This window comes from Azohydromonas australica DSM 1124 (assembly GCF_000430725.1).
GTDB lineage: Bacteria > Pseudomonadota > Gammaproteobacteria > Burkholderiales > Burkholderiaceae_C > Azohydromonas > Azohydromonas australica.
Genome location: NZ_AUMO01000017.1, coordinates 170,590 through 190,217 on the forward strand (window position 1 = coordinate 170,590; position 19,628 = coordinate 190,217).

At 69.2% G+C, this 19,628-nt stretch carries 22 protein-coding genes; 6 read left to right on the forward strand and 16 right to left on the reverse strand.

From position 1 onward, the window contains the following. Positions 1–62 precede the first annotated feature (62 nt). The 3 genes from H537_RS0100810 to H537_RS0100820 all read right to left on the reverse strand — a co-directional run bounded on the left by H537_RS0100810 (position 63) and on the right by H537_RS0100820 (position 3,806). Positions 63–1,658 (reverse strand): IS200/IS605 family accessory protein TnpB-related protein, encoded by a 1,596-nt coding sequence (locus H537_RS0100810; protein WP_441293971.1) that lies wholly within the window; start codon positions 1,656–1,658, stop codon positions 63–65. Positions 1,659–1,933: 275 nt separating this feature from the next. Next, on the reverse strand, positions 1,934–2,665 hold the full coding sequence (locus H537_RS0100815) for a DsbC family protein (protein ID WP_043457952.1): 732 nt from the start codon (positions 2,663–2,665) through the stop codon (positions 1,934–1,936). 28 nt (positions 2,666–2,693) lie between these two features. Further along, on the reverse strand, positions 2,694–3,806 hold the full coding sequence (locus H537_RS0100820; protein ID WP_028996389.1) for an FAD-dependent monooxygenase: 1,113 nt from the start codon (positions 3,804–3,806) through the stop codon (positions 2,694–2,696). Positions 3,807–3,929: 123 nt separating this feature from the next. On the opposite strand from H537_RS0100820, the gene H537_RS0100825 reads away from it, so the two are divergent. The 3 genes from H537_RS0100825 (at position 3,930) to rpoH (ending at position 7,323) form a co-directional block, all read left to right on the forward strand. Continuing rightward, the gene (locus H537_RS0100825; protein WP_028996390.1) at positions 3,930–4,775 is read left to right on the forward strand and encodes an MOSC domain-containing protein; all 846 of its coding nucleotides are present in this window, start codon (positions 3,930–3,932) and stop codon (positions 4,773–4,775) included. Positions 4,776–4,898: 123 nt separating this feature from the next. Continuing rightward, positions 4,899–5,993 (forward strand): redox-regulated ATPase YchF, encoded by a 1,095-nt coding sequence (gene ychF / locus H537_RS0100830; protein ID WP_028996391.1) that lies wholly within the window; start codon positions 4,899–4,901, stop codon positions 5,991–5,993. 397 nt (positions 5,994–6,390) lie between these two features. Continuing rightward, positions 6,391–7,323, forward strand: a complete 933-nt coding sequence (gene rpoH / locus H537_RS0100835; protein WP_028996392.1) for an RNA polymerase sigma factor RpoH — start codon at positions 6,391–6,393, stop codon at positions 7,321–7,323. Between the two features lie 80 nt (positions 7,324–7,403). On the opposite strand, the gene H537_RS0100840 is transcribed toward rpoH, so the two are convergent. From H537_RS0100840 to H537_RS0100860, 5 genes are read right to left on the reverse strand one after another with little or no spacing between them, the layout of a single operon-like run. Then, on the reverse strand, positions 7,404–8,051 hold the full coding sequence (locus H537_RS0100840) for an SCO family protein (RefSeq protein ID WP_043457953.1): 648 nt from the start codon (positions 8,049–8,051) through the stop codon (positions 7,404–7,406). Beyond that, entirely contained in the window at positions 8,036–9,001 is a 966-nt protein-coding gene (gene cyoE, locus H537_RS0100845) for a heme o synthase (RefSeq protein ID WP_043457954.1), read from the reverse strand. The genes H537_RS0100840 and cyoE overlap by 16 nt, the downstream gene beginning before the upstream one ends. Further along, positions 8,998–10,164: a COX15/CtaA family protein gene (locus H537_RS0100850; RefSeq protein WP_028996395.1), complete on the reverse strand. Its 1,167-nt coding sequence runs from the start codon at positions 10,162–10,164 to the stop codon at positions 8,998–9,000. The genes cyoE and H537_RS0100850 overlap by 4 nt, the downstream gene beginning before the upstream one ends. 6 nt (positions 10,165–10,170) lie before the next feature. Further along, positions 10,171–10,869 (reverse strand): SCO family protein, encoded by a 699-nt coding sequence (locus tag H537_RS0100855; protein WP_051241451.1) that lies wholly within the window; start codon positions 10,867–10,869, stop codon positions 10,171–10,173. Next, entirely contained in the window at positions 10,826–11,563 is a 738-nt protein-coding gene (locus tag H537_RS0100860) for an SURF1 family protein (protein ID WP_028996397.1), read from the reverse strand. The genes H537_RS0100855 and H537_RS0100860 overlap by 44 nt, the downstream gene beginning before the upstream one ends. 42 nt (positions 11,564–11,605) lie before the next feature. Here H537_RS0100860 and H537_RS0100865 point away from each other — a divergent pair, with 42 nt between their 5' ends. Continuing rightward, positions 11,606–11,839, forward strand: coding sequence for a twin transmembrane helix small protein (locus tag H537_RS0100865; protein ID WP_028996398.1), 234 nt, complete (start codon positions 11,606–11,608; stop codon positions 11,837–11,839). Positions 11,840–11,883: 44 nt separating this feature from the next. Here H537_RS0100865 and H537_RS0100870 read toward each other — a convergent pair whose 3' ends face one another. From H537_RS0100870 to H537_RS0100905, 8 genes are all read right to left on the reverse strand, one after another. Further along, the gene (locus tag H537_RS0100870; RefSeq protein ID WP_028996399.1) at positions 11,884–12,768 is read right to left on the reverse strand and encodes a cytochrome c oxidase subunit 3; all 885 of its coding nucleotides are present in this window, start codon (positions 12,766–12,768) and stop codon (positions 11,884–11,886) included. Between the two features lie 38 nt (positions 12,769–12,806). Next, positions 12,807–13,040, reverse strand: coding sequence for a DUF2970 domain-containing protein (locus H537_RS0100875; protein WP_028996400.1), 234 nt, complete (start codon positions 13,038–13,040; stop codon positions 12,807–12,809). Further along, complete coding sequence (locus tag H537_RS0100880) at positions 13,037–13,633, reverse strand: cytochrome c oxidase assembly protein (protein WP_028996401.1); 597 nt, start codon at positions 13,631–13,633, stop codon at positions 13,037–13,039. The genes H537_RS0100875 and H537_RS0100880 overlap by 4 nt, the downstream gene beginning before the upstream one ends. Positions 13,634–13,655: 22 nt before the next feature. Further along, on the reverse strand, positions 13,656–13,805 hold the full coding sequence (locus tag H537_RS52180) for a cytochrome oxidase small assembly protein (RefSeq protein ID WP_156901259.1): 150 nt from the start codon (positions 13,803–13,805) through the stop codon (positions 13,656–13,658). A 5-nt stretch (positions 13,806–13,810) separates the two neighbouring features. Beyond that, positions 13,811–15,427 (reverse strand): cytochrome c oxidase subunit I, encoded by a 1,617-nt coding sequence (ctaD, locus tag H537_RS0100890; protein ID WP_028996402.1) that lies wholly within the window; start codon positions 15,425–15,427, stop codon positions 13,811–13,813. 32 nt (positions 15,428–15,459) lie between these two features. Then, positions 15,460–16,572, reverse strand: coding sequence for a cytochrome c oxidase subunit II (gene coxB / locus H537_RS0100895; protein ID WP_238446575.1), 1,113 nt, complete (start codon positions 16,570–16,572; stop codon positions 15,460–15,462). A gap of 62 nt (positions 16,573–16,634) precedes the next feature. Continuing rightward, positions 16,635–17,171, reverse strand: a complete 537-nt coding sequence (locus tag H537_RS40330; protein WP_064735876.1) for a DUF2244 domain-containing protein — start codon at positions 17,169–17,171, stop codon at positions 16,635–16,637. A gap of 221 nt (positions 17,172–17,392) precedes the next feature. After that, positions 17,393–18,307, reverse strand: coding sequence for a methyltransferase domain-containing protein (locus tag H537_RS0100905; RefSeq protein WP_051241452.1), 915 nt, complete (start codon positions 18,305–18,307; stop codon positions 17,393–17,395). Positions 18,308–18,333: 26 nt separating this feature from the next. Between H537_RS0100905 and H537_RS0100910 the strand changes: the two genes are divergently transcribed. Together H537_RS0100910 and H537_RS0100915 are read left to right on the forward strand one after the other, a co-directional pair. Further along, positions 18,334–19,071 carry a hypothetical protein gene (locus tag H537_RS0100910; protein ID WP_051241454.1) on the forward strand — a complete coding sequence of 246 codons (738 nt, stop codon included), beginning with the start codon at positions 18,334–18,336 and terminating at the stop codon, positions 19,069–19,071. Between the two features lie 47 nt (positions 19,072–19,118). Then, positions 19,119–19,589 (forward strand): tRNA (cytidine(34)-2'-O)-methyltransferase, encoded by a 471-nt coding sequence (locus H537_RS0100915; protein WP_028996406.1) that lies wholly within the window; start codon positions 19,119–19,121, stop codon positions 19,587–19,589. Positions 19,590–19,628: the final 39 nt, after the last annotated feature.

Genomic DNA, 19,628 nt, shown 5'->3' on the forward strand with positions numbered 1-19,628 from the left:
TTGTGCCGTTGCTCCCCCTTACAGCCGGCTGACCGTTCCTAAAAGCATGGACAACTGTTCCACTAGAACGGAACATCGTCCAAGACGCCCCCCGAACAGTGTTGGGAGCGGTTCGCGCCACGGGATTGCACCGTGGAAAAGCGGTGTGCACTCGATGCCCGCGTGGCCGGGGACAAGGGTGCGGGCGGGTCCTTGGATCTGCCCGACCGCCAGTGCGCTGCGTGCGCCGCTTTGAGTGCTGAGCGAATTCCCGACCATTGCTGCCACACATGCTTCGCGCGATTCCTCGCGGGTACGGCGAAGGTGACGTGGCCGCCATTGCGCAGCGGCACGATGGCCTCACGTACGGCCGGGGCTTCACGCAGCCCCAATCCTCGACGGGCGACGGCACACGCCGCGCCCTGATGTACTGAAATGCCCCGGCGCTGTGCATGGTTCACCGCGCCGATGACCGAGGTGTATGCCGGGTTGACCTCGAACACTTCCACGCCGGCGCGCAGGCTTGCCGCCTTGAGGCCGGCGATCATCTTCGAGAAGACAAACGACGAGAGCAGCCTGGCGCGGGCCGGATCCACCGCTTCGAGCTCGGCCTTCCTTTTCTGGAAGTCCAGCTTCTCCAGGGCCAGCGGCTTGCCACGCGCCTTGGCCAGTGCTGCGATTTGCACGGCTGCATCGCCGATGAGGGCCTTGGCTTGGTCGCTGGACTTGCCACGCGTGGGCAGTTCGAGGCGCCGCGCGTCCACCAGGTTCCCGAACCGGTCCAGCTCCGCCACGGCGAGGTGGTCAGCGTTGATGTCCAGGCCGATGCAGCCGTGCACCCGCGATGTGGTGACGGCCGCCGGCTCGATCTCGACGCTGGCGAACACGCGCCAGCCCTTGTCGTCACGCAAGAAGCGGTAGGTGATTGCACGCCGCACGCGCTTGGACGTCGGCCTGCCAGCTCGGGTAGAGACCGGCACGAGCCGGCTCATGGCCAGCGCCGAGACCAGGGCCCCGTGGCCGTAGGCAAAGCGCACGCCGGAAATCGTCAGGAACCTCGCCCCGCAGTGCTGCATCAGCGCGTCGGGCAGGCGCAGCTTCAGTTGCAGGCTGCCGTCCTCGCACACTGCGCCCTGGCAGGTCTGGTTGCCCGCGGTCTCGTCCTGGCTGCCCAGCACGAGAAACTGGCGGCTGCGCGAGCGGCGCCACTGGGCCAGCCACTGCTCATGGCTGGACAGGCCGTTGGCGTGCAGCTTGTACTGGGCATGGAACAGCCGGCGGCTGCCAAAGCACAGCCCCACCCGGCCCTGGGCCTCGTCGCGCTGCAGCGCCGCCAAGCGCTGCTCCAGCACGGCCAGACGCCGTCTCTTCTGATGCAACTTGTTGGTACCAGGACAGGTCTGGGCAAGCTTGTCGACCAGGCGGCGCGCCTTGGCAAGACGCGCCTTCGCCTCCTCGATGAGTTGCGGCCGGCGCTGCCGGATGGCCTGGACCTTGCCGTCGAGCTCGATGCGAACGGCGTTGAACTGGCGCGCGGTCAATCCGAACCGCGCCAGGAACTCGCGCTTGAGCCCGTTGAGATCGCGTTGCGCGCGCAACTCGGCGTGGAGACGGCGCTGCGCCCGGCCGTGCAGCTCGGCGTAGGCCTCCAAGGCGCGGGCCTGCTCGGGCGCGAGCACCAGCCGCGTTTGGTAGGTAAAGACGCAGCGCTCAGCCATGAGACAACACCTGCATCGACGCGATTGCCGTACTGCTTGACGGTAACCGGCATTTTGCTCTTGTGCCAATGCCACCTGAGTCAATTTCCACCACCATCCCGGCTTCCCATGGCACATGCGCTGTGCCGCAGGCCGCGATTTCGTCTTCTTGTCCTATCTGCCCATATCTTTCTCAACTGCTGGCAATCCTTCATGCCGGGCGCCACAGGACGGCGGACGCCTCAAGGCCCGCGGCCTCAGGACTTGCGGCTGCTTTCGGCTAGGTGCTTCTCGACCTCGGCGCCCGGGATGGCGCCGGGCACGCGGGTGCCGTCCTCGAACACCATGGCCGGCGTGCCCTGCACGCGGTGCTTCTTGCCGAAGGCCACGTTCCGCTCCAGCGCGGCAGTGTCGCAATCGCCCATGGAGCGCGGCGGGGTAACGCCGCTCAGCATCCAGTCGCGCCAGGTCTTGGCCGGGTCCTTGGCGCACCAGATGGCCTTGGACTTGGCGTCGGAATCGGGCCCCAGGATGGGATAGAGGAAGGTGTAGACCGTGACGTCCTTGACAGCGGCCAGGTCCTTTTCGAAGCGCTTGCAGTAGCCGCAGTTCGGGTCCACGAACACGGCCATCTTGCGCGCGCCACTGCCCTGCTTGATGACCACCGCGTCCTTCAGCGGCAGGCTGGCGAAGTCGATGGCGCTGAGCTTGTTGAGCCGCGACTCGGTGATGTTGGCGCGGGTGCGGGTGTCGACGATCTGGCCCTGGATGATGTGGTCGCCCTTGTCGTCCGTGTACATCACGTCGTTGCCGATGCGGATCTCCCACAGCCCAGGCACGGAGGTGCGGCTGACCTCGTCGATCTTGGGCAGGCTGGGCAGCCGCTCGGCCAGGTTCTTGCGGATCTGCGCCTCCTGCGCCGACGCGCCCAGGGCGGCGGCGGCCAGCAGGCTGAGGGCGCCTAGGCGGGCCAGCGTGCGCGTGTTCATGAAAGGTCCCTTCCTGGGAAAAGCGGTGTCAGATGCCCAGCGCGCGGCCGGCGAGCCAGCGCTTGAGCGGCGTGAGGTTGTTGACCAGGTTCAGGCCGTGGTTGCGCAGCTCGCGCAGCACGGGCGTGTCGTGCTCAAAGAGGTGCAGCAGCCCGTCGGTGAGCTGCTGCATGGCCAGCGTCGGCACGGCGCGCTGGCGTGCGTAGCGGCGCAGCAGCTTCTCGTCGGACAGCGGGCGCCAGGGCTCGCGCTGCGCGATCACTTGTGCCAGCGCCTCTACGTCGCCCAGGCCCAGGTTCAGGCCCTGGCCGGAAAGCGGATGCACCGTGTGCGCCGTGTCGCCCAGCAGCACCCAGCCCGGGCCGCACACGCGCTGCGCGCGCGAGAGCTGCAGCGGCCAGCCCACGCGCGGGCCGTCCAGCTTCAGTTGCCCGGCGGCACCGCTGCTGGCCTCGTTGAGGGCGGCCTCGAAGTCGGCGTCGGAGAGCTGCTGCATCGCCTGCGCGCGCTCGGCGGGCACGGACCACACCAGGCCGTAGGAGACGCTCCGCTGTGGCCGGTCGAAGGGCAGCAGCGCCAGGATGTCGGGGCTGCGGAACCACTGCCAGGCCACGCCCTGGTGCGGCCGGTCCGCCACCAGCCGCGCCGCCACCGCAGTGTGGCCATAGGGCTTAACCTCGAAATCCACGCCCAGCGCCTCGCGCGCGGCAGAGTGCTTGCCCTCGCACAGCGCCGTGAGCTGCGCCTGCACGGGGGCGTTGGCCGGCAGCACCGTGATGTGCGGGGCGAAGCGCACGGCGGTGGCCAGGGCCTCGTCCAGCGCCTGCGCGTCCACGATCCAGCACAGCGCGTCCACGCACTGGCCCCAGGCCGAGAACTCCAGCTGGCTGCCGTGGGCGTCGCCATGCACCAGCATCTCGGAGACGGGGGTGGCGGCGTCGGCCGGCAGCGCGTCCCAGACCTTCAGGCTGCGCAGCAGGTTCACCGCCTGCGCGTTGAGCGCGTAGGTGCGCACGTCGGGCCCCTGCTGGCGCGGCGGCGCTTCCAGCAGGGCCACGCCCAGGCCCTGGCGCGAGAGGGCCAGCGCCAGGCTGCGGCCCACCGCGCCGGCGCCGCGCACGGCGATGTCGTAGGAACTCATGCGGGGGATTGTAGGCAGCGGCGCTTTTCCCTCCGCCGCGCCACAGGCGCGGCAGTACGATGCCGCGCCCTGCCCGGCGCATGCGCCCAGGCGCCCTCTTTTGCCCTCCTGCCGAGTCCTGCCGTGAGCGACCTTTCCCTGCGCCTGCACGCCCTGAGCATCTACCCCGTGAAGTCCTGTGCCGGCCTGGCGCTGGAGCAGGCGCTGCTCACGCCCACCGGGCTCGAATACGACCGCGCCTGGATGCTGGTGGACGCCGACGGCGACTTCGCCAGCCAGCGTCAGTGGCCGCGGCTGCAGCTGGTGAAGCCCTCCTTCGAGGGCGAGACGCTGCTGCTGCATGCGCCGGACATGCTGCCGCTGGCCCTGCCCTTGGCCGTCCAGGGCACACCGCGCCAAGTGAAGGTGTGGGACGACGAGGTCACGGCGCTGGACCAGGGCGACGCGGCGGCGCACTGGTTCGAGGCCGCCGTGGGCCAGCCGCTGCGGCTGGTGCGCTTCGACCCGGCGCAGCGCCGGCTGTCGGACCCGACATGGAGCGCCGGCGTGGAGGCCGAAAACGCCTTCAGCGACGGTTTCCCGCTGCTGGTGGCCTCCACCGCCTCGCTGGCGGAGCTCAACGCGCGGCTGGCGGCGCGCGGCCAGCCGCCCGTCACGCTGGAGCGCTTCCGGCCCAACCTGGTGCTCGACGGGCTGGAGGATGCCAACGGCGAGGACTTTATCGACACCCTGGAGCTCGAAGGCGGGGTGCGACTGAAGCTGGTGAAACCCTGCGTGCGCTGCTCGATCCCGAACGTCGATCCGGCCACGGCCGAGCGCGGCCACGAGCCCGGCGACACCTTGGCGAGCTACCGGGCCGATCCGCGCATGAAGGGGCGCATCACCTTCGCCATGAACGCGGTGATCGAGGCCGGCGCGGGGCAGGTGCTGCGCGTGGGCGGCGGCGTGGAGGCGTCGCTGGCGGTGTGAATGCACGCCGCGCGGGCGGCGTCCATCCCCCGCGGTGGGGAGGCTGAAGGGCCGGGCGACTAGAATTTCGGCCCTTCAGCCCTGTCCGGGCCTTCGTCTGCCCTCTTACCCGGAACCCTTTCCATGAGCCTCAAGTGCGGCATCGTGGGCCTGCCCAACGTGGGCAAGTCCACCCTCTTCAATGCGCTGACCAAGGCGGGCATCGCTGCCGAGAACTATCCCTTCTGCACCATCGAGCCCAACGTGGGCGTGGTGGAGCTGCCCGATCCGCGGCTGGACAAGCTGTCGGAAATCGTCAAGCCCGAGCGCGTGGTGCCGGCCATCGTCGAGTTCGTGGACATCGCGGGCCTGGTGGCGGGCGCGTCCAAGGGCGAAGGCCTGGGCAACCAGTTCCTCTCGCACATCCGCGAGACCGACGCCATCGTCAACGTGGTGCGCTGCTTCGAGGACGAGAACGTCATCCACGTGGCCGGCAAGGTGGACCCGATCGCCGACATCGAGGTGATCCAGACCGAGCTGTGCCTGGCCGACCTGGGCACGGTGGAGAAGAGCCTGCACCGCTACGTCAAGGCCGCGCGCTCGGGCAACGACAAGGAAGCCGCGGCGCTGGTCAAGGTGCTGGAGAAGTGCCAGGCCGCGCTGGACCAGGCCAAGCCGGTGCGCACCATCGAGTTCAGCAAGGAAGAGCTGGTCATCCTGAAGCCGCTGTGCCTGATCACGGCCAAGCCCGCGATGTTCGTGGGCAACGTCTCGGAAGACGGCTTCGAGAACAACCCCTTCCTGGAGCGGCTGAAGGAATACGCCGCCGGGCAGAACGCGCCGGTGGTGGCGATCTGCGCCAAGACCGAGTCCGAGCTGGCCGACATGGAGGACGAGGACCGCGCGATGTTCCTGGCCGAGATGGGCCAGGACGAGCCGGGCCTGAACCGCCTGATCCGCGCCGCCTTCAAGCTGCTGGGCCTGCAGACCTACTTCACCGCCGGCGTGAAGGAAGTTCGCGCCTGGACCATCCACATCGGCGACACCGCGCCGCAGGCCGCCGGCGTGATCCACACCGACTTCGAGCGCGGCTTCATCCGCGCCCAGACCATCGCCTTCGACGACTTCATCGCCTACAAGGGCGAGCAAGGCGCCAAGGACGCCGGGAAAATGCGCGCCGAAGGCAAGGAATACGTGGTCAAAGATGGGGACGTGATGAACTTCCTGTTCAACGTGTAAGCCTCAGCCGAGCAGCGGGCCACCCGGCCCGGCTCCCGACGAGCCCTGCTCATCCTCGCGATGGCGGGGCTTTTTGCTGGACGAGGCGTCCCGCGCAACCGTTGCCGACCTGCCCGGTCAGGCCCTTGAGCAGATAAAGAACAGGCTCCGGTGAACGCAGAGGGAACACAGGCGCAGGTGGCCCGCTGGTGACGCGCGCCGGTGTCAGCCCGCGGCGGATGCCGGCATGCCAGCCGGGATGAAAAACCCGGGCCTGCCCGGGTCTTTTCACTATCCGAACAGCCGTCAAGGAGAGCACGCGGCGCGCCGGCCATCGGACAGTCCGGCATTAGCACTCAGATCAGCCGAGTGCTAATATTTTGGGAACCAAACGCGATTTCTCCAGTCCGAGCACTCCATGAACATGTCCACTGCGAATGCTGTTGCTCTGCGTGACCCTTGGGCGCTGGTGCCGTCCCTCGGCAACCTGGACGCCTACATTTCGGCCGTGAACCGCATCCCGCTGCTGACGGCGGAAGAAGAGAAGGACTGCGCCAAGCGGCTGCGCGACCACGGTGACGTGCAGGCCGCGGGCCGGCTGGTGCTGTCGCACCTGCGCCTGGTGGTGTCGGTGTCTCGCCAGTACCTGGGCTACGGGCTGCCCCACGGCGACCTGATCCAGGAAGGCAACGTGGGCCTGATGAAGGCCGTCAAACGCTTCGACCCCGAGCAGGGCGTTCGGCTGGTGAGCTACGCGCTGCACTGGATCAAGGCCGAGATCCACGAATACATCCTGCGCAACTGGCGCATGGTCAAGCTGGCCACGACCAAGGCGCAACGCAAGCTGTTCTTCAACCTGCGCTCGCTCAAGCAAGGCTTCAAGAACGAGGCCGATGCCGGCCGCAGCTACCGCAACTCGCTCAGCGGCGACGAGGTGCGCACGGTGGCCGAGCATCTCAACGTGAAGCCCGAGGAAGTGCTGGAGATGGAGACCCGCCTGTCGGGCGGCGACGTGGCGCTGGAGCCCCAGGGCGAAGACAACGAGGAGGCGACCTTCGCGCCCATCGCCTACCTGGCCGACGAAGCCAGCGAACCCACGCGGGTGCTGGAGGCGCGGCGTCGCGACGTGATGGCCAGCGACGGCATCCTGCGCGCGCTGGACGCGCTGGACGCGCGCAGCCGCCGCATCGTCGAGCAGCGCTGGCTGGAAGTGAACGACGACAACTCCGGCGGCAAGACGCTGCACGAGCTGGCGGCGGAGTACGGCGTCAGCGCCGAGCGCATTCGCCAGATCGAGGTCGCGGCGATGAAGAAGATGCGCAAGGCGATGGAGTCGACGGTCGCCGCCTGAGCGCCGGCGCCCCGCCCTCCCCGGCTGAAACGACGACGGCCCCCGCGGGGGCCGTCGGCTTTTGGCGTCCGGATTCGACGTCAGGCCGGTGCGGCCTGGGCCAGCAGCTTCTTGATGTCGTCGGCCAGCGCCTGCGCGCCGCCGGCGCCGTAGCGGCTGAACAGCCGCACGCGGCCCTGGGTGTCGTAGATGTAGCTGCCGGCGGTGTGGTCCAGGGTGTAGGCGTCGTCGGTCTTGCCCGGCACCTTCATGTAGAAGACCTTGAACTCGCGCGCCACGGCCTTGAGCTGCTCCGGCGAGGGCCGCAGCGCGATGAAGCCGGCGTCGAAGTTGTTCACGTACGCGCGCAGCATCTCCGGCGTGTCGCGCTCGGGGTCGAGCGTGACGAAGATGCCCTGCACGCGCTCGCCGTCCGCGCCCAGCGAGCGCTTGACCTCCGCCAGCTCGGCCAGCGTGGTCGGGCACACGTCGGGACAGTGCGTGTAGCCGAAGAACACCACGGCGACCTTGCCCTTGAAGTCCGAGAGCTTGCGCATCTGGCCCTGCACGTCGGGCAGCTCCAGCTTGCCGGCGTAGTCGGCCCCGGTGATGTCCACGGCGTGGAAGGTGGAGACAGTGGCCTTGGGTGCGTCGGCGTTGCCGGCGCGGTTGCAGCCGGCCAGGGCCAGCAGCGCCGCGGAGGCACCGGCCAGGGCCAGGGCACGGCGGGAGATCAGTACGGAATCCATGGGCTCAGGTAGTGGTCCAGCAGCAGCGCCGCGAACAGCAGCGACAGGTAGAGGATGGAGAAGCGGAAGGTCTTGCGCGCCTGCGCGTCACTGTAGACCCGCCACAGCTTCCAGGCATACGCGATGAAGAGGCCACCCAGCGCCAGCGCCGAGGCCAGGTAGAGCAGCCCGCTCATGCCGTAGATCCAGGGCAGCAGCGTGGCCGCCAGCAGCACCAGGCTGTAGAGCAGCACCTGCAGCCGCGTGAACTCCGAGCCGTGCGTCACCGGCAGCATCGGCAGCCCGGCGCGGCGGTAGTCCTCGGTGCGGTACAGCGCGAGGGCCCAGAAGTGCGGCGGCGTCCACAGGAAGATGATCAGGCACAGCATCAGCGCTTCGGGCCCGACCTCGCCGCGCACCGCGGCCCAGCCCAGCACCGGCGGCATGGCGCCGGAGGCGCCGCCGATGACGATGTTCTGCGGCGTCATCGGCTTGAGCACCACCGTGTAGATCACGGCGTAGCCGACGAAGGTGGCGAAGGTCAGGACCATCGTCAGCGGGTTGACGAAGGCCCACAGCAGCGCGCTGCCCAGGGCGCACAGCAGCCCGGAGAACAGCAGCGTCTGCCCGTTGCCGAGCTGTCCGCGCGCGGTGGGCCGCCAAGCGGTGCGCGACATGCGGGCGTCGATGTGCTGCTCCACCACGCAGTTGAACGCTGCTGCCGCCGCGGCCACCAGCCAGATGCCGGCGGTGGCTGCGATCACCGTGACGGGGGCCGGGAGCCCGGGCGTGGCCAGCAGCATGCCGATCAGCGCGCAGAAGACGATGAGCTGCACCACCCGCGGCTTCGTGAGGGCGTAGAACTGGCGCCAGATCGGGATGTGGACCTGGGCGGCCGGACGGGGGACGGCGGTCGTGGCGGCGGCGGGCGCGGGCGGGGTCACGGAGGAATGGGTTGCGGTTCGGGTCATGGGTATCTCGCTCCGGGCACCAGATCGGGATGCGCCGCGGGCTGCGCGGGAACTCGCGCACGCGCGCTCTGGTGGGCGCGCATGAGCATCAGGCTCAGGATCACGGTCAGCGCGGCAGCGCCGCCGGTGTGGGCCACGGCCGCCACCAGCGGCCAGCCCAGCACCACGTTGGACACGCCGCTGCCCAGCTGCCACGCCCCCACGGCGAGCAACGCGCAGGCCCAGCGGCGGGCTTGGGGATCGGGCTGGCGCCACAGCCCCCAGGCCGTCAGCGCCAGCGCCGCGAGCAGCACCAGCGCCATGAGCCGGTGCGTGAAGTGGATGGCCGTCAGCGCCGCAAAGGGCAGGAAGTCGCCCTCGCCCGTGCTGCCCAGCGCGCGCTGCAGGGTGAAACCGTGCTCGAAATCCATCTCGGGCCACCAGCGGCCGTGGCAGGTGGGGAAGTCGCTGCAGGCCAGCACCGCGTAGTTGGTGCTGACCCAGCCGCCCAGTGCGATCTGCGCCAGCGCCAGCGCGGCCAACGCCCACAGCCCGCGCCGCAGCCCCGGCGTCAGCGCCAGCGGCCGGCTGCCGGGGCCGGTGAAGGCCTGGGACTGCGCCGCCAGCAGCGCCAGCAGCCCGAGGCCGCCGAGCAGGTGCCCGGTGACGATGGCCGGATACAGCTTCAAGGTCACCGTCAGCGCGCCGAAGGCGCCCTGCAGGCAAACCCACACCAGCGTGGCGCTGGCCCACCAGGGGGAGATCAGCCCCGGCGTGCCGCGGCGGTGTTGCCGCCAGGTCGCCACCGCCAGCACCGTGATGAGCACGCCCACGGCGGTGGCGAGGTAGCGGTGCAGCATCTCGATCCAGGCCTTGGCATGCGTCACCGGGCCGTCGGGCAGCAGCGCCTGCGCGGCGGCGATGTGGTGCTGCGCGCCCAGCGGGCTGGCGCTGCCGTAGCAGCCGGGCCAGTCGGGGCAGCCCAAGCCCGAGTCGGTGAGCCGGGTGAAGGCACCGAAGAGCACGAGGTCGAAGCACAGGAACAGCGTCAGCGCGGTGAGCCCGCGCAGCCGGGCCGCCGCGCCGCGGTGGCGCAGCGCCACCCAGGCCAGCGGCGCCAGCGCCAGCGCGATACCCAGCAGCGCCAGGTGCAACAGCGGCGAGAGGTTGTAGGCCGTGTCCATGGCGTTTCAGCGGCCTTCGCGGTCCCAGCTGGCCGAGGCGCGCAGCAGCCGCTCCAGGTCGCGCTTGAGGCGCGAGGGGTCGGGGCGCACCGGGGCGCGCATCATCCATTGCCCCATCGGATCGACGACATAGAGGTGCGAGGACAACGACTCGCCCGGCGCGGGCTGCAGCCACTGCGCCACCTGCGCGGGGTCGGCGCGCAGGATCTGCGCCGCGCCGGCGTCCAGCACCGCCTTCTGCAGCGCGGCCGGGGGCATCTGGTCGTCGGTGACCAGCCACAGCTTGTCGATGCGCTCGCGCTCGCGACCGGTCATCTCGCGCAGCTGGCGCTGCAGGTACAGCAGCTTCTCGCAGTCGGCGTCGCAGTCGCCGCTGCCTGTGACCACCAGCAGCCACTGGCCCTTGAAGGAGGCGGCCGGGACTTGCTGGCCCTCCAGCGTGCGCAGCGCCAGCGGCGGCAGCTCGTGCGGCGGATCGATCAGCGCGGCGTAGTTGCTGCGGCCCTCGGGGCGGACGACGAAGTAGGTGAAGTACGAGGCCACCACGGGCGAGGCGCACGCCAACAGCACCAGCAGCATCTTGAGGCGCCCGCTGCGAGTGCGCCGCGCCTGCGCGTCGAGCTCAGGCCGGGGCATCGAGTGCACCGTCAGGCTCAGCGGCTCAGGCGGTGCGCCGGCGGGGGCGGAGGAGTTGGAACCAGACATAAAGACCCGTGATCAGCGCCGCCAGCGAAAACCACTGGACGGCATAGCCGTAGTGCTTGTGCACGTCCACAGCCGGCAAGGGCCAGTGGCGTCGCAGCCCGTCGGCAGCCGGGGCCGCAGCGTCGTCGAGCTGCAGCAGCGTGAGCGGACGCAAGCTCAGCTGCGTTTCATCCGCGAAGGATTCAATGGAGAGATTTTGACGGATCACCCCCGTCTCGCCGCCCTGCGGGGTGAATTCGTAGAGCCGCGCCGGCGGTCCCTCGATGCGCGCCGTGAGCGTCACCGGCTGCGCCGGCGTGGCGATGGCGGGCAGCCGGGTGCGCTCCTGCATGTCGCGCGGCACCCAGCCGCGCTGCACCAGCGCGGCACTGCCATCGTCCAGCCGCAGCGGCGTGAGCACGAAGAAACCTGGGCGGCCATCCATCTGCCGGTTGTCGAGGAAGACGGTGCGCTCGGGGAGCCACTGTCCCCGCACCGTGATGCGCCGGTGCAGTTGCCCGGCCGCCTGCGCCGGCGTGCTCGCCAGCGCCTGGGCAGGCAGCGGCGGCAGCGCGACGCTGCTGTCCACCGCCTGCTGCAGCGTCTCCTTCTGCGCCGCGCGGTCGAGCTGCCACAGCCCCAGCCGTGCCATCAACAGCGCGCTCGCCACGGCCGCCAGCGTGACCACCAGCCGCCGAGCACGTGCGCTCAGCATGGACACCGCCCGCCCGGAAAGCCGGTGCCAGAATGGCCGGCCATGAAATCCATCATCGTGCTGGCGCTGCTGGCCATCGTGGGAGCCCTGGCCGGCGCCGGCGTGCTGATGCTGCGCAAGAGGCCACCGCAGGCGCCACAAGCCGGCGGCCCCGACAAGCGCATGGCCCGGGCGCTGGCGCTGCGCGTGGGGCTGTCGGTGGCGCTGTTCCTGTTCATTCTCTTCAGTTACTGGATGGGCTGGATCCAGCCCACCGGCATTCCGCTGAGCCGCTGAACCCGGCGCTTCACGGCGCCACGCCGGGGCGGCTGCTGTTCACTTCAAAGCCAGTACACCATCAGGTACAGGCCCAGCCACACCACGTCCACGAAGTGCCAGTACCAGGCCGCGCCTTCGAAGCCGAAATGGCGGTCCGGGGTGAAATGGCCCTTCATCAGCCGCAGCGTGATGAACAGCAGCATCAGCATGCCCACGAAGACGTGGAAGCCGTGGAAGCCGGTGAGCATGAAGAAGGTGGAGCCGAAGATGCCCGAGCTCAGCTTGAGGTTGAGCTCCTGGTAGGCGTGGTGGTACTCGAAGGCCTGCACGAAGAGGAAGGTCATCCCCAAAAGCACCGTGATCCACATCCAGACGATGGCCTTGGCGCGGTGCGCGGCGATGAGCGCGTGGTGTGCGATGGTCAGCGTCACGCCCGAGGTCAGCAGCAGTGCGGTGTTGAGCGTGGGCAGCGGCCACGGCCCAATGGTGGAGAAAGGTTCGACAATGCCCGCCGGCGAGGCCGTGGAGCCGGGCTGGTCGCTGGGCCAGACGCCCTTGAAGTCGGGCCACAGCACGCTGTTCTCCAGGCCACCCAGCACCGGCAGCGTGTAAAAGCGCGACCAGAACAGCGCGCCGAAGAAGGCACCGAAGAACATCACCTCCGAGAAGATGAACCAGCTCATGCTCCAGCGGTAGGAGATGTCGATGTTGCGGCCGTAGAGCCCGCCCTCGCTCTCGCGCACCGCGTCGCTGAACCACTGGAACATCACCACGGCCCACCACAGCAGGCCGAAGAAGAGCGAATAGGCCCCCCACTGGTGACCGTTGATCCACTGGGCCGCGCCCAGGATCACGAAGAACAGGCCGACGGCCGTCATCACCGGATGCCGTGATGGGCTCGGCACGAAGTAGTTGGGCACGCTGCCGTGGTGCGTCGCTGCGGACATGGTTGCCGGTCTCCTTGAGAGGTTGCTCTTGCCGCGGGTCAGCCGGCCACGCCGCTGCCCACTACCCATCTCACCAGCAGCACTAGCACGGCCACGAACAGCGCCGCGGCCACGAGGCCGGCGACGATGACGTGCTGGGGCTTGAGCTGGCTGACATCCTGTTCATAGTCGCGGGCACGGCGCACGCCGAAGAAGGACCACGCCACGGCCCTGAAGCTGCGTAGCCACGAGCCCTTGCGCGGCACGGCTTCATCGGCGTGGCGCCCGCTCACGAGCGCGGCTCCGGCCGGGCCGCCGCGTTCTTGCCGCTGACCTCGAAGAAGGTGTAGGACAGGGTGATGGTGGTCACGTCCTTGGGCAGCTTCGGGTCGATCACGAAGGCCACCGGCCACTGCCGCGATTCCCCCGGCGCCAGCGTGTACTCGTTGAAGCAGAAGCATTCGACCTTGTTGAAGTAGGCCGTGGCCTGCTTGGGCGCGTAGCTGGGAATGGCCTGGGCCGTCATCGCGCGCGGCTGGCGGTTGCGGAACTCGTACATCACGGTGGCGAGCTCGCCAGGGTGCACTTTCAGCGTCGCCTGCGCGGGCTTGAAGTCCCAGGGCCCGCGCGCGTTGGCGTCGAACTCCACCGTGATGGTGCGGCTGCGGTCCACCTGGGTATTGAGCGCGTCGGCCGTGCCGCGCCCGAAGTTGGCCGTCTGGCGCTCCGACAGCGACAGCACGTTGATGCCCAGCGCCTCGCAGATGTGCTTGTACAGCGGTACCAGCGCATAGCCGAAGCCGAACATCAGCGCGGCCACCAGCGTGAGCTTGCCCACCATGTGGAGGTTGTCGCGGCGCAACCGGGCTTGGTGGCGGGGATCCATGGCCCAGGGCTCCTTGGCGGCCTCAGGGGCCCAACAGCACGATCTTGGCCACAAAGCCCAGCGCGAAGGCCGCAGCGACGGAGACCAGGATCAGCGCCAAGCGCAGGTTGCTGCGCCGGCGCTGCGCCGGGTCGTCGTGGCGCGGCGGCATCTTCACAGCCTGCGGCTCCATGGCGTTCAGCCCACCACGCGGGTGGCCGTGGCGTCGAGCTGCGGCGGCGTCTCGAAGGTGTGGAAGGGCGCTGGCGAGGGCACTTCCCACTCCAGCCCCTCGGCGCCGTCCCACGGGCGCTGCGGTGCAGGCTGGCCCTGGCCACGCATCATCGGCAGCACCACCGCGAGGAAGAAGTACACCTGCATCAGCCCGAAGCCGAAGGCGCCAACGGAAGCCAGCGCGTTGAAGTCGGCAAACTGCATCGGGTAGTCGGCATAGCGGCGCGGCATGCCCGCCAGGCCGAGGAAGTGCATGGGGAAGAAGGTGACGTTGAAGAAGATCAGCGAGCCCCAGAAATGGATCTTGCCGCGCGTCTCCGAGTACATCGTGCCGGTCCACTTCGGGCCCCAGTAGTACACGCCTGCGAACAGTGCAAAGAGCGAGCCCGCCACCAGTACGTAGTGGAAGTGCGCCACCACGTAGTAGGTGTCCTGCAGCTGGATGTCCACCGGCGCCATGGACAGGATCAGGCCGGTGAAGCCGCCCATGGAGAACACGAAGATGAAGCCCACCGCGAACAGCATGGGCGTCTCGAAGGTCATGGAGCCGCGCCACATGGTGGCGACCCAGTTGAACACCTTCACGCCCGTGGGGATGGAAATCAGCATCGTGGCGTACATGAAGAACAGCTGTCCGGTCACCGGCATGCCGGTGGTGAACATGTGGTGCGCCCAGACGATGAAGGACAGGATCGCGATGGAGGCGGTGGCGTACACCATGGAGGTGTAGCCGAAGAGCTTCTTGCGGGCGAAGGCCGGCACGATCTGGCTGATGATGCCGAAGGCCGGCAGGATCATGATGTAGACCTCGGGATGCCCGAAGAACCAGAAGATGTGCTGGTACATCACCGGGTCGCCGCCGCCGCCGGGCTGGAAGAAGCTGGTGCCGAAGTGGCGGTCGGTGAGCGTCATCGTGATCGCGCCGGCGAGCACCGGCATCACGGCGATGAGCAGGTACGCGGTGATGAGCCAAGTCCAGCAGAACAGCGGCATCTTCATCAGCGTCATGCCCGGCGCGCGCATGTTCAGGATCGTGACAATGATGTTGATGGAGCCCATGATGGAGCTCGCGCCCAGGATGTGCATCGCGAAGATGCCCGCGTCCATGGACGGGCCCATCTGCAGTGTCAGCGGCGCATAGAGCGTCCAGCCTGCCGCCGGCGCACCGCCGGGCATGAAGAACGACGACACCAGCATCACCGCCGCGGGCACCATCAGCCAGAAGCTGAAGTTGTTCATGCGCGCGAAGGCCATGTCCGGCGCGCCGATCTGCAGCGGGATCATCCAGTTCGCGAAGCCCACGAAGGCCGGCATGATCGCGCCGAACACCATGATCAGCCCGTGCATGGTGGTGAACTGGTTGAACAGCTGCGGGTTGACGAACTGCAGCCCGGGCTGGAACAGCTCCAGCCGGATCAGCAGCGCCAGGATCCCGCCCACCATGAGCATGGTGAAGCTGAACAGCAGGTACAGCGTGCCGATGTCCTTGTGGTTCGTGGCGAACAGCCAGCGCCGCCAGCCGTGCGGATGATCGTGCTGCTCATCGTGGGCGGCGCCGTGGTGGGGCAGAACTGCGCTCATGGGAGGCTTTTCCTTTCAGGCGACGGCGCGGGTCACTTGCGGGCCGCCACAATCTCGGCGGGCTGCACGGTCTGGCCGGTGTGGTTGGACCACGAGTTCTTGGTGTAGGTGATGACGGCGGCGATCTCGGTGTCGGAGAGCTGCTTCCAAGAGGGCATGCCACCGGGCAGGCCGTTGAGCAGCACCGCCACCTGCTTGCCCTTGTCCGTGTCGTTGACGACGGGCGAGCCGTCCAGCGCCTTGATCGGGCCCGCGCCCTTGCCGTCGGGGCGGTGGCACGCGGCGCAGTTGGCGGCGTAGACCTTCTCGCCACGGGCGAGCAGGTCGGCCTGCGTCCAGACCTTGGCCGGATCGTCGGCCGCCGCGGCCATCTTCTTATGCTGCTCGGCCACCCATGCGCTGTAGTCGGCCTGCGACAACACCTTGACGTGGATCGGCATGTACGCGTGCTCCTTGCCGCAGAGCTCGGCGCACTGGCCATAGAAGTCGCCAGTCTTGTTGGCGCGGAACCAGGTGTCGCGCACGAAGCCGGGAATGGCATCCTGCTTGACGCCGAAGGCCGGGATCATCCAGGCATGGATGACGTCACTGGCGGTGGTGACGATGCGCACTTTTCGGTCTACCGGTACCACCAGCGGGTTGTCCACCTTGAGCAGGTAGTCGTCGCCCTGCGGCTTGCCGGCGTCGGACATCTGGCGGTGCGCCACGTCCAGCGTGGAGAGGAAGTTGATGCCCTGCCCTTCACCGTTGAGGTAGTCGTAGCCCCATTTCCACTGGTAGCCGGTGGCCTTGATGGTGAGGTCGGCGTTGGTGGTGTCCTTCATCGCCACCACGGCCTTGGTGGCCGGCAGCGCCATGCCGATGACGATGAGGAAGGGCACGATGGTCCAGGCCACCTCTACCGCCGTGCTCTCGTGGAAGTTCGCCGCCTTGGCGCCGCGCGAACGCCGGTGCTTGAGGATGGAATAGAACATCACGCCGAACACGGCCACGAAGATGACCGTGCAGATGACCAGCATGAAGTTGTGCAGCCAGTACAGCTCGGCGGCGATGGCCGTGGCTGCCGGATGCAGGTTGGTCTGGTTGACCGCCGGCCCGCCGGGCAGGTCATTGACCGCCATCGCAGCTTGGGCGGCCGGCAGCATGCCCAGGCCCAATACAGCGCGGGCGAGGCGACTCGTGAGCGTCCTGTTCTTTCCCATGGTCCTCACTTGTGTTGCATTGCCGTGTTCTTGGGACTCGCCGCCGGCTGCAGCCCCACGGTGCGCAGCGCGCGCCGCAGCTCCTGCGCCAGCTGCAGGCGCAGCTCCGGCCGCAGGTAGCGGCCCACCCGCATCTGCCGGCCTTCGCCCGAAAGCTCCACCAGCGATCCCTGCGCCCGCGCCGGCTCCACGCGCACCCACGCGGCGCGGAACTCGGCGCGTTCGGTGCGGGCACCACAGCGGTGCTCCACTACCAGCGCCCCGTCCGCCAGCGTCAGCATTTCGCGGTCGGCGGCGTGTCGCGCGCATATCACCAGCGCCGTGCCCAGCAGCGCCAACTCCCCTGCCGCAAAAGCCGCCGCCATGGCCGTGCCCTGCCACCAGAGAAGCAGGGTCACACCCAGGGCCAGGGCGCCCGACAGGAACCACGCCCCCAGATGGCGTCGTGGCCCGAGCGCCCCGTTGCGGCCCAGCACCCAGCGCAGGCCGTGGCCATCTTCGATTTCGCAACCAAAACGCCACGGGCTGCGGGCGGGCGGCATGGGCCAGGGGGGGCTCGGAGCGACGGTCGCGGTCATGTGGAAGCGAGGACTCGGGCCGAGACATTGGCGTTTTTGCGCCAGGTCTGAAGCAGGTTTTGCCGATTTTGTCGTTGACGAAACGCAAATCTGACCCAGAAACCGCTGGATTCTAGGCAGACTTTGGGCGGCATCGAAGCATCTTTGCTTGATTTCGACGCCCGGCGCAACCTTGGGAAAACCCCTCAGGGACTGCGGCGCGAGCGCACCATTTGTCGCATCTCGTCCAGGCCGACCTCGGTGTGGGCCGCCACGCGCGGACGCGGCGCCGCCTTGAAGGCATGGCCGTACACCAGCTCGAAAGACAACGCCGGGCGCCCGTCACTGCTGCCGAGCGCCTGCAGAGCATCAACCAGGCGCTGTTGCCAGCGCGGAGTGCGCAAGCCTGCAACACGGCGCGTGTCGGCGTTGGCACCCAAGCCACGCAGCTCGGCCAGCGCGGCCGCGGCATCGGCCCAGTTCAGGTGCAGCACTTCCTGGTCCATCACCGGATCGGCAAATCCTGCTGCCACCAGCATGTCTCCCAGATCGTGCATGTCCACGAATTCGGCCATGGGCGAGCCCCAGCCGCGCTCGCGGTACAGGGTGCGGAGCTCGGCCAGCGTGCCCGGGCCGAAGGTGGAGAACATCAAAAAGCCGTCCACCGCCAGCGCCCGGTGCCACTGCGCGAACAGCGCCGTCGGGTCGGCTTGGCCCTGCAGCGCCATGTTGGACCACAGCAACTGCACGCTGCCGGGCGTCACGGCCTCCTCGGCCAGCGGCTCGGCAGCGGGCGCGGCGCCGGCCCAGCGCCGCGGCGACCACCAGGGCGCCGGCACCGGCGCGGCGCGCTCGCGGCGCACCAGCGCGGGCTCGACCACGAGCTGCTGCGCGTGCGGATAGGCCTCCCGCAGCAGCGCCTCGCTGGCCCCCAGGAAGCCCGACCACTGCAGCACCGCCTCCGGCGTGCGCCGGATCATGGGCAGCTTCTCGGCCATGCGCCGCGCGGCCTCGGCATGCAGCCAGGGCGGCTCGGCGGCCTGGGCCATGCGCCGTACGGCGCGCTCGATGGCGCGCGTGTCGATCGCGCGGGGGCTGGAGGAGTCGGTGGAGGCATTCATGGCGGGGGCGGCAGTATATTGACCCGATGCTCGCCAGTCGCCTCCGTCAGGGTTTCTGTGCGCTGGCCGCGCTCGCGGCGGCGCTGCCCAGCCAGTGCGCCGTGTGCCGCGCCTGGGACGCCGGACGGCTGTGCCGCGACTGCCGAACGCGATTCATCCCACCCGTGACGCGCTGCTCCGGCTGCGCGCTGCCGCTGCCCCAGCCGGACGTCCCCTGCGCCGACTGCCTGCACGCGCCCCTGCCCTTCGAACGCTGCGTCGCGGCGCTGGACTACGCCTGGCCCTGGAACGGCGTGATCGGCCAGCTGAAGTTCCACGACGGGCTGGACCTCGCCGGCGCGCTGTCCGCGCTGCTGCTGCAGGCGGTGCGGTGCGAGGCACCGCCACCGGTCGAGCTGCTGCTGCCCTTGCCGCTGGGCCCGCATCGGCTGCAGGAGCGCGGCTACAACCAGACCTGGGAGCTGGCGCGCCGGCTCGCGCCGCCGCTGGACCTGCGCTGCGACGCCCGGCTGTTGCTGCGCCTTTTCGACACACCCCGGCAGAGCGGTCTGGCGCAAGCCCAGCGCAGCGCCAACGTGCGCGGCGCCTTCGGCATCGCCACCGGGCGCGCCGCCGCGCTGCGCGGGCGCCGCGTGGCGCTGCTGGACGACGTCATGACCACCGGCGCCACCGCCGCCGAGGCCGCGCGCACGCTGCTGGACGCCGGCGCCGCGGCGGTGCAGCTGTGGGTGCTGGCGCGCACGCCGCGGCCGTCACAGGCCTGAGCGGCCCTCGCTCAGGGCGCGCCCACGCGCTCCCGCACAATCGCGCGATGTTCCACATCGTTCTCGTGCATCCGCAGATCCCGCCCAACACGGGCAACGTCATCCGGCTGGCGGCCAATACCGGCTGCACACTGCACCTGGTGGAGCCGCTGGGCTTCTCGATGGAGGACAAGCTGCTGCAGCGCGCCGGCCTGGACTACCACGAGTACGCCAGTGTGCGCCGCCATGCCGACTGGGACGCCTTCCTGGCCGCGGAGCAGCCCGATCCGCAGCGCCGCTTCGCCTTCACCACCCGCGGCACGCGGCTGCTGGGCGAGGTGAGCTGGCGTCCGGGCGACTGGCTGATCTTCGGCAGCGAAAGCGCCGGGCTCGCACCGGAGCTGCGCGAGCAGTTCGACCCGGCACAGCGCATCCGGCTGCCCATGCGCCCCGGGCAGCGCAGCCTGAACCTCAGCAACGCGGTGGCCGTATCGGTGTTCGAAGCCTGGCGCCAGAACGGCTACGCCGGCGCCGTGTAGAAGGCGCCGCCAGGCTTTCAGGAGGAGCGAAGGCCAGCC